We start from the raw sequence: 12,413 nt of genomic DNA on the forward strand, positions 1-12,413 counted from the left end.
CCCGCCGCAAATCTTGATAATTAAGAGCAAGAACGCCGTTATACGGCAATCTCCCTTTCTTACAAGGCCAATCTGTTTTAGTATTTTGAGATTAAGTCTTGGACATCCAATCTCATCGCCTGCCCAAACTTAATGGCACATATCCTTTTCGTAATTTCATTCAGTAGGAACTCATAATGGCGGCTTTTGGTAGCGTGTTTATGCCGAAAATGGCATTAGCAACATTCGAAAACAATCAATGGTCTGAGTCTCAGATCGTTGCCTCAGACAGCATCTCTTTACACCCAGGTGCGCACGTCTTGCATTACTCAAGCACTTGTTTTGAAGGCTTGAAAGCATTCCGTCACGAAGACGGCAGCGTGCACGTCTTTCGAATGGACCAAAACGTCGAGCGTTTCGCACAGAGCAGCAAGTTGCTATCACTTCCAGAAGTGAACAAAGAGCAGCTGACTCAGATGATTTCTGACATCGTTGCTGAGTACGCAGCGGACGTACCAACGCCTCCAGGCTCTATGTACATCCGTCCAACGCACATCGGTACCGAAGCAGCGGTAGGTAAAGCCGCAGCGCCTTCTGACTCGTCTCTGATGTACGTACTACTGTCTCCAGTAGGTGACTACTTCGCTGGTGGTGCTCGAGCACTGCGTCTATTGCTAGACGAAACAGGTCAACGTTGTGCGCCACACATGGGCATGATCAAGAGTGGTGGTAACTACGCCAGTGCCCTAGCGCCAACGCTTGAAGCCAAAGCACAATACCAAGCAGACCAAGTATTGTTCTGCCCGAACGGCTACATCACTGAAACCGGTGCGGCGAACTTCCTATTGGTGGATGGCAACGAGATCATCACTAAAGCCTTGGATTCAAGCTTCCTACACGGCGTGACTCGTTCTAGCATCCTACAAATCGCCAAAGACCTAGGCATGACCGTTTCTGAGCGTGAAGTGTCTGTAGAAGAGCTACTAGAGCGTGCTAAGAAGCCAGGTGTTGAAGCCATGTTGTCTGGTACGGCCGCTGTACTGACTTCTGTGGGTACCTTTATCCACAACGGCGAAGACATCAAGGTAGGCGACGGTGAAATCGGCCCAATGGCACAAAAACTGCGCCAAGCACTGAATGACATTCAGTGGGGCAAAGCACCTGATACACATGGTTGGCTAACGAAGATCGCCTAATCTCGATCTAACCAGTCTCCTAAAAGCCAGCACCTCCCTGTGAGTTGCTGGCTTTTTTGTTTGCACACAGTCTCCTTTTTACGCCCTTGAGGTTATGGCCTGATCGCCATATAACCTTAAGTAAGCCAATCTGATAAGGAGGACATGATGAGTTCGCAGAACGAATATACCCCACCAAAAGTCTGGAAGTTCAATGAAAATGAGGCAGGAAAATGGTCCAAGATCAATCGCCCGTACTCAGGGCCTACCCATGACAAAAAGCTTCCTAAGGGCCATCACCCTCTGCAACTTCATTCATTAGCGACCCCCAATGGTCAGAAGGTCACGATTCTACTAGAGGAGTTGCTGGCGCTTGGTATCACAGACGCTGAGTACGATGCCTTTCCAGTGGATATTGGTGCGGGGCAACAGTTTGCATCCGGCTTTGTGGAGATTAACCCAAACTCAAAAATTCCGGCGATGGTCGACACCAGCACAGAACCTCCAGTGCGCGTGTTTGAGTCAGGCTCAATTTTACAATACTTGGCCGAGAAGCATGATGCCTTTATCCCCAAGGACCTCAAAGGGAAAACCGAGTGTCGTAACTGGTTGATGTGGCAAATGGGCGCGGCACCGTTTCTTGGCGGTGGCTTTGGTCACTTCTATGCTTACGCCCCGTTCAAACAAGAATATCCGATTGACCGCTACACCATGGAAGTGAAACGCCAGTTAGACTTATTAAACAAACACTTGGTGGAGAATAAGTACATCGCTGGTGATGAGTACTCGATTGCCGACATTGCCATTTGGCCTTGGTATGGCAACTTAGTACTGGGGAATTTATACGATGCGGCAGAGTTCTTGAATGTACAGGAATACCCCTATGTTCGACGCTGGGCCGAGTTGGTTGCCGAGCGTCCAGCAGTGCAGCGAGGAATCCGTGTGAATCGCTTACAAGGCGAAGACGGTCTGGCGGAGCGCCATAGCTCATCTGATTTCGACTAATCGTCAGCGCAGCAGTCATGGTCAATGACTGCTGCAGCGCTTACGTCCACAACTCGCCAAAGCGATCCTTATGGCATAGGTAGATACGCAGCTCAAACTCGAGCTGATGATAATCCGGCTCCATATGCTGGCACAGCTTATAGAAGGCTTTGTTGTGCTCTTTCTCTTTCAAGTGCGCCAGCTCATGCACCAAGATCATACGTAGCATGGGTTCTGGTACGCGGCGGAACATGGAAGCGACGCGAATCTCGTTCTTGGCTTTGAGCTTACTTCCCTGTACTCGGGAAACAAACGTGTGCAGCCCTAAGGCATTATTGATGACATGGATTTTGTCATCGTAGATGACCTTACTAATCGGCGCGGAGCTGCGCATATATTGCTGCTTAATTTCCTGCGCGTATTGATACAGCTGTTTCTCGCCCGCCAAATCATGGGCGGTCGGATACTTTTTCAGCAACCAAGCAGCGCTTTTCTCAGCATCTAACAGGCCTTGCACCTGTGCCTGTAAATCGGCACTGTAGGCATTTAAATAGCGTTTAACTTCTGACACTCTAGACTCTCTAACAGGAGCTATTTTAATAGCCCAACTTACTGATAATTCAAGGAATAGTAGCCATCGTTTGCAAGCTTAACTTAAGCATTTTTCAAACATTCAGGGGAAATATGGTCAAACCATGTAACCTCTCCCTACAGGCTCCGGTCCCCTTACTAGGCTGTGATAACTTGTCTTTATTATCCCTATTAGCCTATGAGGACGCCCATGAAAAAAGCTCTACTTACCCCACTTGTGGCGGTTTGCTGTGCCGCACCGCTGAGCCACGCCGCCGATACCGACCTTGATAGCAACGCCGACCATTGGTCCGGCTCTGCAGAGTTGGGGGTGGTCGCCACTTCCGGTAATACCGAAACCAACAACTTGAACGGCGCCATCAACTTAACCCAAGAATCCGTACAATGGCGAACGGATTATAGCTTAAGTTCACTCTACAGCAGCTCCGAAAGTGAAACCACCGCCGAGCGCTACTCAGGTTTTGTACAAGCTAACTACAAGTTCGACACCGAGCAATTTTGGTATGTCCGTGGCGCCTATGAAAAAGACCGTTTTTCGGGCTATCGCAGTAAGGGCTCCACTTCTACCGGTTACGGTAATCGCTTTTGGCAACAGGCAGATGACTCCTACCTCGAAGCCTCGTTTGGAGTAGGTTATCGCGACTTTGCGATTGATGAAGACAGCGTCGACGGCGAATCAGACCGCGGCAGTTTTGTGCGCCTTGCCGGCACCTTTGAAAAACACTTCACGCCGACGTCTCTGTTCCGCCAAGAACTCAACAGCGAAATCAGTACCAGTGGTGGCAACACGGTCAATGAGTCGATCTCATCGATTCAGGCTAGCATCGTCGACAACCTAGCGATGAAACTTGCGTATAAGGTGAAATACACCTCGGATGTGCCATCGGATACGGACACGACGGATACCGAAACCACCGCCTCGGTGTTGTACTCGTTCTAATAAAAAAGCCCACTTCGGTGGGCTTTTTTATGTCCGCGCTGAAGCAAGCTATTTATTGTATAGCGCTTTAATCAACACCGAGGTATCGCAGCGACCATAGCCCTGCTTGACCAACTCATGATAATCCGCGTTGATCACTTCGGTGTAAGGCAGCTTTAGCCCCATCTGCTCGGCTTGCGCTATGGCCATGCCAAGGTCTTTGCACATCCACTCAATGGCAAAGCCATAATCGAACTTGTCCTGCGCCATGTTCTCACCACGGTTCTCTAACTGCCATGATCCGGCGGCACCGTATTTCAGTGTTTCGACCAAGGTGGGAATATCCAAGCCGGCTTTTTCGGCGAAACGAATGCCTTCCGATAAGCCCGTTAAAATACCGCCGACAAGGACTTGGTTGACCATTTTGCTCAATTGTCCTGCCCCCACCTCTCCCATACGAGTACAGGCTTTTGCAAAGCACTCCAACACGGGTAAGGCTCGATCAATGGCCGTTTGTGAGCCACCAATCATGACCGTGAGTACGCCGTTGACCGCCCCTGCTTCGCCGCCGGATACAGGTGCATCAATAAACTCACAGCCTTTGGCCTGAGCGGCTTGCGCCAGTTCACGGGCCACCTCTGCTGAGGCCGTAGTGTGATCAACAAACAAGGTGCCCGCGCGCGCGCCGCTTAAGACGCCTTGCTCACCTAAATACAGCTGGCGCAAATCGTCGTCATTGCCGACACAGGTCAGTACGAGATCCGCACTCTGTGCCGCAGCCATGGGCGTCAACGCTTGGCTGCCTTGATATGCCTCCAGCCATGCCTGCGCCTTACTTTGCGTACGGTTATACACCACCACCTCATGTCCAGCTCGACTGACATGGCCTGCCATGGGAAATCCCATGGTGCCGAGCCCTAAAAAACTGACTTTCATTATCATGTCCTCTGTCCTAGTGTTAGGCCACTAGCTTACGCCAATCATTCACCAGAGATAAAAAGTTTCGTTGGTTTGTGACGATAACAGGTTGCAAAAAATAACAATTCAGACACAGGCAGTGTGCACAAAGAAGGTAAGATGCGTGTGACGAGCGCAAAGCACTCGCCACACGCGGCTACGCAGCATAGCCTTATGTTACCTAAGACTGCGCTGTGTAAGGGTCAATAATCAACCATCTCAAAGTGTAGACCAGTGTCAATGGCAACGCTTTTTATAATCCGACCAGTCTTTTACAGCTCGGCCACGACTCGTTATAGTTGACCGGTTAAATTAATAGGAAGTCCTTATGTCCACCACACCAGAGTTTCGTTTCACCTTCACGAGCCACGCCCAGCATACCGATCTGAGCTCCGCTCACCTGACCGCTGAAGACATGGGACTTCCTGCAGACATCGCCATTGAGTGTAAATTACAAACTCTACGCGGCGGCAAACAGCAAGGTTCCAAGGTCATCACCCTGACCGTTGGCGATAAGGTGTTAAGGGTCGTTCCCACCCGCGCCATGGCCATTCTTGACGTCACTCGCGATGCGTTACGCTACGGTTGGGATTCGCCCATTACCGAAGTGGTGCACCCGAGTTTTATCAACCAAGAGGCCTCTGGTGGCTTGGGCTGGCTGGATGGCTTTAATGAAATGCTGGCCCGTTGTGGCTATCAATGGGCAGGCCACCCAGGGGAAGACCGTGAGCAAATGCTAACCTTGCACGGCCGCATTCAAAACACTCCTGCTGACGATGTGGTGCTGATTGTTGAACAAGAGCCGCCTTACCGTGTCACTCTTAAAGGCCGAGTGGATGAAAAACGTTTTAAATCCACCAACTTCGAACTAGAGACCGAGCTATCGCTGACCCCTGACGAGCCCTACGTGCATATCAAGGACACGCTCAACAACCTATCGAGCTATGACAATACCTTCCAAGCGATCTACCATAACAACTTTGGTACGCCGATTTTGGAGCAAGGTGCCACCCTGCATGTCGCCGGTACCCAAGTCTCCCCTTTCAATGACTATGCAACCCAAGGTCTACACGAATGGAATCAAATGCCCGCGCCCACGGAAGACTTTGACGAAATGGTGTTTAACGTGTTGCCGCTAGCGGATGAAGATGGCATGAGCCACGCACTGTTAAAAAACGCCGCGGGAGACGCGGGCATTGAAGTGAGTTGGGCCAGCAATACCCTGCCTGTACTCACCATTTGGAAAAACACCGATACCCTCGAACAAGGCTATGTGGTCGGCATCGAACCTGGCACTTCGTTTGCCTACAACCGCAAGCACCAGCGCCACCTAGGTTTGGTCCCCACTATTCGAGGCAAGTCGAGCAAAACTTTCCAAGTGCGTTTTGGTCTGTTTAACGAGCGTGCAGATGTAGACGCCAGCCAAGCAAAAATTGATGCTCTACAGTTAACGCCAATGCTGCTCAGTAATAATCCATTGGTGCAGCTTTAAACCCAGATAACGGGGCAGCGATCAGCCTGCCCCGCGGCTTTTATGGTGAGTTTGGTCGACTTTGTGCCGAGAAACAGTCAAATTGGGTCAATTTGAGAAAGTCTGCTGCGATATACTGAAGTGATGAGGAGCTAAATTGTCAGGTATCGACACCGTTTTTTTTTGATGAAGCCGCACGTACTCCATGACAGACCATCTCTTTTTTACCCCCTCATCTCCCCTAGAGAACAGTATTGACGACCTCAAGACCAACATCCGGCAAGAGCAATCGGTCTGGCACTTCCTATTTGAAAACTCCCCTGAGGCCATTGTTCTGATTGACCGTTATGGCAGTGTGGTGGACGCTAACCAAGCCTTTAGCGATATGCTGGGCTATACCCGCACAGAGACCCACCAACTACACCTCTGGGATTGGGATGATAATCTTGAGAAGAATGTTGCCCTCGAATTACTAAACAACCCTAGTGGCAAAGGAGTCACCTTCGAAACCTTCCATCGCTGCAAAGACCAAAGTATTAAGAGTGTTGAAATTTCCAGTAGCAGCACCTCCTTGGATGGTCAGCCTTTGGTCATTTGCTTTTGCCGCGATACCACCGAAAAGAAACAGCGGGATCAACGCATCCAAGAACTGATTTTGCGCGATCCATTAACCAACCTATTAAACCGCCGAGCTTTCAATTACCGCACCAAACGCGCGCTCCAACACGCGCAAGAATATCAGCAAGAGTTTTCCATGCTGCTGGTCGACATTGATCACTTTAAAATGATCAATGATGAACATGGGCACAGCACAGGAGACCAAGTCCTAGCCGAAGTGGCCACCATGATGGCCTCTCAAGTACGCGACAAAGACAGCATTGCTCGCTGGGGTGGTGAAGAGTTTGCGCTCATATTACCTGGTACTGACCAGCAAAGTGCGGCTGACATTGGCGAACGCCTGCGACAATCTTTTGCTAACTTACAAGTGGGCAATATTGCCCTAATCAGCGCCAGCATAGGCGTCACCAGCTATCAGGCCGGAGACACCCTAGATAGCCTATTCAAACGGGTGGATGACGCCATGTACCGCGCTAAACAGTGTGGTCGCAACTGCGTTATGGTCAGCCCATAGCATCAATCTACACCACCAAATCCACGTGCTGAAGGGTGTCGACACTGTTATCGTCGCGTACATACAGTCCGGTTTCACGGATGATGCCGGTTTGCTCGCCGTTATTGTTAAATAAACTAAACGGCGAGCGGGTACGCTCTAGTACAAAGGCACTAATGCCCACCTCTTTGAGTGACAAGATGCTTTCATTACCAGACTCATCCCGTTGTACGAGCAGCAACTTCTGCCAAATATCATCTAGACTGTCGATCAGACCATCTTGGTTATCATCGTAGTTGGCAAGGTCCGCAAAGCCACTGCCTGATTTTGGGCCAAACAGTTCATTGCCATCATCGATGGATCCATTGTCATTTTTATCCAGCGCTAGGAACGCCGAATCACCGGTGGCAAACGCTACTTGATCCTCTTCGCCATCCGCATCGATATCAAACGCCATGCGTTGGTTGGTAAGCTGTGCAGCATTGCCATTCAGATTGACGACCAAAGGGTCAACGGTGCGCGCAGAGAGCGTCATTTGCCCCCAATATTCTTCTTTACGTGTACGCGACATGTCTAGGTTGAGCTGGACATCCAGCTGTCGACCATCGTTCAGCGCGAGCTTGCCGGCGATCGCCACCGAACTGGATTCCGTTTCTGTCACCACTCGGTATTCTTGAATGGCTTCAATCACTTGGCGACGGCCTCTCGGGCTCTCTTGTGGGGCAGCGGCTGGTGTCGCTTGCGAGTGTAGTTGCGGCGCTTCGGCAGCGTCGGCAGCATCTAATTCACTGGCATCAAAGACATCGATCTTGATGCCAAACATACGCTCCAACAGGGTGAGCATACTGGAAAAGCGCATTTCTGTGGCCGACACCGCCGCGTCACTCTCCTCTGTCGCGGGGCTTTGTGTTTGCGCTTGAAAACTGACCTCTTGCTGCGCACTGATGCGCTCAAAGAATTGTGCCTGCGCCATGAGCCGCGGCGTCAGCTCTGTGCGACTTCCCTGCTCTTCGGACTCCAGTCGCGTACGTTTCTGCCCAACAAAAGTGCTGCTTTGCATCGCGTAACGGGATTGAAAAGATAATTGGCTTTCTGCCATGGGGCGACCTCCCTATGTCATTAAGCTCAGTATATCGGCCGCCCAGGCTGTTTATTTAATAACCAATTATTCTAAGCAGGCTGCTAAGTGCCATCATTTATCATCGTTCCCCGCCGCATCGCGCGGCACACAGCGCAGAAAAAGCCCCAATGCCAGCAATAGCAGGGCCGCACTGATGACGATGGCCACGGGGTAGTAGAGGTTACCCGCCATATCGGCTTGGCTGTATTTGATCACCATAATCAGACCTTCCAGCGCTAACGCCACGCAGACAGTACTGATAAATCGCGGTAAGGTACGGCGCAACATAACGATCACATCATGCTCATTTTTATTGCCATACTCTTTATTGATCACCATCGCCAATTCAAACACGGCAATGGCAATGATATTGGCGTTGATCACCTGAATCAGTGTTTGTGTCAGTGCTTGCCCCTCCCCAAATTGGGTTACGGCGGTGACGAGGCTACTGCCACAGACCATAGCGGCCAAGACGAAAAACAACAGCGCCAGCGCTTTGGCAAACAGCTTTTGAATGGTTGCACTCATAGTAATAGCTTCCTTGATGACTGTGCTTTTACCATAGGGAGCAGTGGGCCAAAACTCGAGCCCTGCAGCACGAATACCTCAACCCTTCCTTATAGTCATCAATACGACTGTGTTCTTTACACGCCAGTGACGACTGTGAACGCGACTTGAAAGCAGAGTCTCTATAAGCGTTTCTTGTGCCAGCCCAGCATGATCATCCATTTTTATGATGCGACGCCAACTTCCTTCACATTGTTTCAGAATATGAAACATAGCATTCAAATGCAGCCAATTTATTTACGCATTTAGATCTTCTACAGTAGCCCCTATGACGTTCTGGAGGCTACTATGTCTGACTCGATTGTGATCCAAAAACCTGCTCTCGCTTCACGTTTAGTACTCTTGTACCACGGCGTTGGCGCACGCCCTGAAAGCATGATGACGCTTGGCCGTTGGCTGGCTGACAACCTAGATCGCGCCATGGTAGTGGCCGTTGCCGCCCCTTTTCACTTTGATATGGGCGAAGGCCTACAGTGGTTCTCTATTCACGGCGTGAACGAAAGCAATCGCTTGGAACGTATTAGTGTCGCCATGCCACGCTTTGTCGAAAGTGTTTATGCTTGGCAAAAACAAGCCAACGTTGGTCCAGAAAACACCGCCATCATCGGCTTTTCGCAAGGTGCCATTATGGCGCTATCGTCCACTCAATTGATCAGCGACGCCTTGGCCAAGCAAGTGGTGTCATTGTCAGGTCGCTTTGCCCTAGAGCCACAACATAAGCCAGAAGGCAGCAGCGTACATTTTCTGCATGGCAAAGCCGACCAAGTGATTCCCGTGCGCTTTGCCGAGCAAGGCCACAGCTGGCTTGAGGCGTTAGGTGCCAGTAGCACGCTGGACACCTTTGATGGCCTAGCCCACAGCATTAACCATGAAGAGTCGGTGCGTTTATTGGAGATTTTGCAGGGTTAAACCGGCTCACCCGCTTCGTCTTCTGCAACGATGTCGGTTTCCTTTAGCGCCTCTTCCAACCACGCTTGCATCGCAGGGTGATCCAGCATGGTCTGATGGTATGCCTTCGCTAAACCTGTCATGGCCACGCCGTAGGTCACAAAACGGAACACCACAGGCGCAAAGAAGGCATCCGCCAAGCTGAACTCACCGAATAAGAAATCGCCTTTCGCTTGGCTTTTATGACGCAGTGTTTGCCATAAGGCTAGGATGTTTTTGATGTCCATTTGCGCTTGCGAGCTCGCCTCGATACGGCGGCGGGCACGGCAATTCATCGGCATTTCATTACGCAATGCACTGTAGCCGCTGTGCATTTCCGCTACCACCGAGCGTGCCATGGCGCGATCGGCCGCAGCACTTGGCCAGGCTTTACCGTCTAAAAATGTCTCATTGACGTATTCGGCGATGGCCAACGAATCCCATACCACCACACCATCATTCACCAACACTGGGACTTTTTTTACCGGACTATACAACGATAGCGCCTCGTAGAAGTGTTCGCTAAACAGCGTCAGTTTCACTTCTTCAAAGGGTACATCAAAGGCTTTCAGGGCCAGCCAGCCGCGCAGCGACCATGACGAGTAGTTTTTGTTGGCGATGATGAGTTTCATATGAGCAATTCCTTGGCAACAATCAAACGATGCCTTTTATTGTGCGCCTTGATTGTGTCTTTGACCAAGAAATAGTGCTGATCAGTTCAATGCAAAGGCCTAATCCTCTCCAGAAGGGGACTTCAGTTGGGTTTTAACAAAGTTCCAAAATGCATTGCCTTCATGACTCAGCGCTTGGTTTCTCAAGCGAATCATAAACAGTGGAAACTGGCTGTGAGAGGTGAAGTTTTCCACGTCCATGCGTACCAGTCGGCCCTCCTCTAAGGAGTCTTTTATCATATAGTGAGGCATGCGCGCCCAGCCCATGCCCGCTTGCACTAGGGTCTTTTTGGCTTGGAAGTCATTCACATGCCAGCGCCTGCCCGTGGGCAAGATAAAGCGATGCTCTTGCTCTTCAGCAGAACGGCTGACCAAGATTTGTGGCAACGAATAGAGCGCCTGCTGTTTGACTTTCTGAGCGCCCGCTTGCAACCCCGACAGTAAGTCAGGATGCACCACGCAAGTCATGTCCAGTTTCCCCACTTCGACAAACACATGGCGATCATCCAGACCGTAACTGGGTCCAATGGCAATCTCAGACTGATCTTTGACCAGCTGTTCCTGGACGCCGTTTAAATGATCGGTGGTGAGTTCAATGGCAATCTGCGGGTGCTCTGACTCAAAGGCTTTTAGCAGGCTAACGATCGGCTCGGTCAAACTCATTTGACTGATACATAAGCGCAACGGCTGTTGCTGCGCGCCTTGCGCTAGGTGGTGGCCAAGATGCTCTAGTTGGTTCACCTGCAGCAGCAGCTTCTTGCTCTGTTTAAAAAAGGCTTTGCCTTCGGCAGTCAGCGTCGGGCGGTAGCTCTCACGATCAAGAAGGACGATACCATATTGCGCTTCCAAGGCTTTCACCGCGGCACTGATACTCGGTTGGGTTTTATGAATCGCCTCCGCCGCCGCGCGAAAGCTGCCACTTTCCACCACGGCAATAAAAGCACGCAACTGATCCAGTTTCATGATCACTTTTTCCTTTCGTGATAATCAAAAAATGAAATTATTTTTATTTCATTATTAAGGCTATTCTATAGCCAATCAAGTAACACTCGTTCATAACAAGGGGGACCATTGTGACAACCGCGTTAGTGGTGATGTTTATCGCTGGCTTAATCACCGGCTTTTCCAAATTTTCAATCGGTGGCATGGGGCTGATTGTCTTACCCATTGTAATGATTGCCTTTCCTGGACCCGAATCATTGGGTGTATTACTGCCGCTGTATATTCTGACTGACATTATGGCGGTCTACAGTTACCGTCAGCATATTTCATGGTCCGTCTTAGCGCGTTTTCTGCCCTTGAGTTTCTTAGGCGTCGGCGTGGGTACCTATCTACTAGCGGGCATCAATGCAGAACAATTTGTCACCCTATTAGGTGTGATCATTATCGGCATGATTGCTTTGGGCCTGTATCTGGATATGCGCCCAATGAATGCTTTTATGCGAAAACCTGTTACCGCTTATTCAATGGGGTTTTCGAGCGGTCTCGTCAGCATGGTAGCAAACGCATCAGGCCCTCTTTTTAGCTTGTTCTTGCTCGAACAGAAGCTCACTAAAGACAGCTATGTCAGCACTCGTGCTTGGGGCTTTTTCCTCACTAACTTGGTGAAACTGCCGATGTACTTGAGCCTCGGGCTGCTGACTCAGGAAAGTTTAACCATCAGTGCTTACGCGCTGCCAGGACTGCTGATTGGTTCAGTGATCGGCTATCACTTCTTAAAACGCGTGAAACCTTCTCACTTCAAATGGCTCATTCGCTTAGTGTCGACGGTCGCCGCGATGAAGCTAATGCTATTTTCTTAATAAAGCCGCTGACTTCCCACCTTCAAGGTTTCATCAAGCATTACGGCGAGTAAAGTCGTAATGCTTGCAAAATTGCTAGACTTATCGCTCCGAATTAAAAATAGTTCTCATCACTATTTTAAAGGGCTCCAGGCTATGC

At 50.2% G+C, this 12,413-nt stretch carries 13 protein-coding genes; 7 read left to right on the forward strand and 6 right to left on the reverse strand.

The features are described from left to right. Positions 1-176: 176 nt before the first annotated feature. Entirely contained in the window at positions 177-1,175 is a 999-nt protein-coding gene (locus MAQ5080_RS14780) for a branched-chain amino acid aminotransferase (RefSeq protein ID WP_067211525.1), read from the forward strand. Between the two features lie 147 nt (positions 1,176-1,322). After that, the gene (yghU, locus tag MAQ5080_RS14785) at positions 1,323-2,159 is read left to right on the forward strand and encodes a glutathione-dependent disulfide-bond oxidoreductase (protein ID WP_067211522.1); all 837 of its coding nucleotides are present in this window, start codon (positions 1,323-1,325) and stop codon (positions 2,157-2,159) included. 40 nt (positions 2,160-2,199) lie between these two features. Here yghU and MAQ5080_RS14790 read toward each other — a convergent pair whose 3' ends face one another. Then, entirely contained in the window at positions 2,200-2,709 is a 510-nt protein-coding gene (locus tag MAQ5080_RS14790) for a M48 metallopeptidase family protein (protein WP_067211519.1), read from the reverse strand. Positions 2,710-2,919: 210 nt separating this feature from the next. On the opposite strand from MAQ5080_RS14790, the gene MAQ5080_RS14795 reads away from it, so the two are divergent. Next, positions 2,920-3,669 (forward strand): DUF481 domain-containing protein, encoded by a 750-nt coding sequence (locus tag MAQ5080_RS14795; RefSeq protein ID WP_067211516.1) that lies wholly within the window; start codon positions 2,920-2,922, stop codon positions 3,667-3,669. Between the two features lie 48 nt (positions 3,670-3,717). Here MAQ5080_RS14795 and MAQ5080_RS14800 read toward each other — a convergent pair whose 3' ends face one another. Further along, positions 3,718-4,584, reverse strand: coding sequence for an NAD(P)-dependent oxidoreductase (locus MAQ5080_RS14800; protein WP_067211513.1), 867 nt, complete (start codon positions 4,582-4,584; stop codon positions 3,718-3,720). A gap of 349 nt (positions 4,585-4,933) precedes the next feature. Here MAQ5080_RS14800 and MAQ5080_RS14805 point away from each other — a divergent pair, with 349 nt between their 5' ends. Both MAQ5080_RS14805 and MAQ5080_RS14810 read left to right on the forward strand, forming a co-directional pair. Continuing rightward, positions 4,934-6,097, forward strand: a complete 1,164-nt coding sequence (locus MAQ5080_RS14805; RefSeq protein ID WP_067211510.1) for an aldose 1-epimerase family protein — start codon at positions 4,934-4,936, stop codon at positions 6,095-6,097. 184 nt (positions 6,098-6,281) lie between these two features. Beyond that, on the forward strand, positions 6,282-7,208 hold the full coding sequence (locus MAQ5080_RS14810) for a sensor domain-containing diguanylate cyclase (protein ID WP_067211506.1): 927 nt from the start codon (positions 6,282-6,284) through the stop codon (positions 7,206-7,208). A 7-nt stretch (positions 7,209-7,215) separates the two neighbouring features. Here the strand turns inward: MAQ5080_RS14810 and MAQ5080_RS14815 are convergent, their stop codons facing one another. Further along, the gene (locus MAQ5080_RS14815) at positions 7,216-8,286 is read right to left on the reverse strand and encodes an SPM autocatalytic domain-containing protein (RefSeq protein WP_067211503.1); all 1,071 of its coding nucleotides are present in this window, start codon (positions 8,284-8,286) and stop codon (positions 7,216-7,218) included. 93 nt (positions 8,287-8,379) lie between these two features. After that, positions 8,380-8,835 (reverse strand): hypothetical protein, encoded by a 456-nt coding sequence (locus MAQ5080_RS14820; protein WP_067211501.1) that lies wholly within the window; start codon positions 8,833-8,835, stop codon positions 8,380-8,382. 327 nt (positions 8,836-9,162) lie between these two features. Between MAQ5080_RS14820 and ypfH the strand changes: the two genes are divergently transcribed. After that, entirely contained in the window at positions 9,163-9,783 is a 621-nt protein-coding gene (ypfH, locus tag MAQ5080_RS14825; protein WP_067211498.1) for an esterase, read from the forward strand. Here ypfH and MAQ5080_RS14830 read toward each other — a convergent pair. Beyond that, complete coding sequence (locus tag MAQ5080_RS14830; RefSeq protein ID WP_067211495.1) at positions 9,780-10,433, reverse strand: glutathione S-transferase family protein; 654 nt, start codon at positions 10,431-10,433, stop codon at positions 9,780-9,782. The genes ypfH and MAQ5080_RS14830 overlap by 4 nt on opposite strands. A 99-nt stretch (positions 10,434-10,532) precedes the next feature. Further along, positions 10,533-11,435: a LysR family transcriptional regulator gene (locus tag MAQ5080_RS14835; protein ID WP_067211492.1), complete on the reverse strand. Its 903-nt coding sequence runs from the start codon at positions 11,433-11,435 to the stop codon at positions 10,533-10,535. A 110-nt stretch (positions 11,436-11,545) separates the two neighbouring features. Here MAQ5080_RS14835 and MAQ5080_RS14840 point away from each other — a divergent pair, with 110 nt between their 5' ends. Beyond that, positions 11,546-12,274 (forward strand): sulfite exporter TauE/SafE family protein, encoded by a 729-nt coding sequence (locus MAQ5080_RS14840; RefSeq protein WP_082861120.1) that lies wholly within the window; start codon positions 11,546-11,548, stop codon positions 12,272-12,274. The last annotated feature ends 139 nt before the right edge of the window (positions 12,275-12,413 follow it).

Origin of the sequence: Marinomonas aquimarina (assembly GCF_900089755.1) — a bacterium.
GTDB lineage: Bacteria > Pseudomonadota > Gammaproteobacteria > Pseudomonadales > Marinomonadaceae > Marinomonas > Marinomonas aquimarina.

What these genes read in the sequence shown, in the direction of transcription:
- MAQ5080_RS14780 (WP_067211525.1), top strand. Translation starts at nt 177, where the DNA reads ATGGCGGCTTTTGGTAGCGTGTTTATGCCGAAAATGGCATTAGCAACA.
- yghU (WP_067211522.1), top strand. Translation starts at nt 1,323, where the DNA reads ATGAGTTCGCAGAACGAATATACCCCACCAAAAGTCTGGAAGTTCAAT.
- MAQ5080_RS14795 (WP_067211516.1), top strand. Translation starts at nt 2,920, where the DNA reads ATGAAAAAAGCTCTACTTACCCCACTTGTGGCGGTTTGCTGTGCCGCA.
- MAQ5080_RS14800 (WP_067211513.1), bottom strand. Translation starts at nt 4,584, where the DNA reads ATGAAAGTCAGTTTTTTAGGGCTCGGCACCATGGGATTTCCCATGGCA.
- MAQ5080_RS14805 (WP_067211510.1), top strand. Translation starts at nt 4,934, where the DNA reads ATGTCCACCACACCAGAGTTTCGTTTCACCTTCACGAGCCACGCCCAG.
- MAQ5080_RS14810 (WP_067211506.1), top strand. Translation starts at nt 6,282, where the DNA reads ATGACAGACCATCTCTTTTTTACCCCCTCATCTCCCCTAGAGAACAGT.
- MAQ5080_RS14815 (WP_067211503.1), bottom strand. Translation starts at nt 8,286, where the DNA reads ATGGCAGAAAGCCAATTATCTTTTCAATCCCGTTACGCGATGCAAAGC.
- MAQ5080_RS14820 (WP_067211501.1), bottom strand. Translation starts at nt 8,835, where the DNA reads ATGAGTGCAACCATTCAAAAGCTGTTTGCCAAAGCGCTGGCGCTGTTG.
- ypfH (WP_067211498.1), top strand. Translation starts at nt 9,163, where the DNA reads ATGTCTGACTCGATTGTGATCCAAAAACCTGCTCTCGCTTCACGTTTA.
- MAQ5080_RS14830 (WP_067211495.1), bottom strand. Translation starts at nt 10,433, where the DNA reads ATGAAACTCATCATCGCCAACAAAAACTACTCGTCATGGTCGCTGCGC.
- MAQ5080_RS14835 (WP_067211492.1), bottom strand. Translation starts at nt 11,435, where the DNA reads ATGAAACTGGATCAGTTGCGTGCTTTTATTGCCGTGGTGGAAAGTGGC.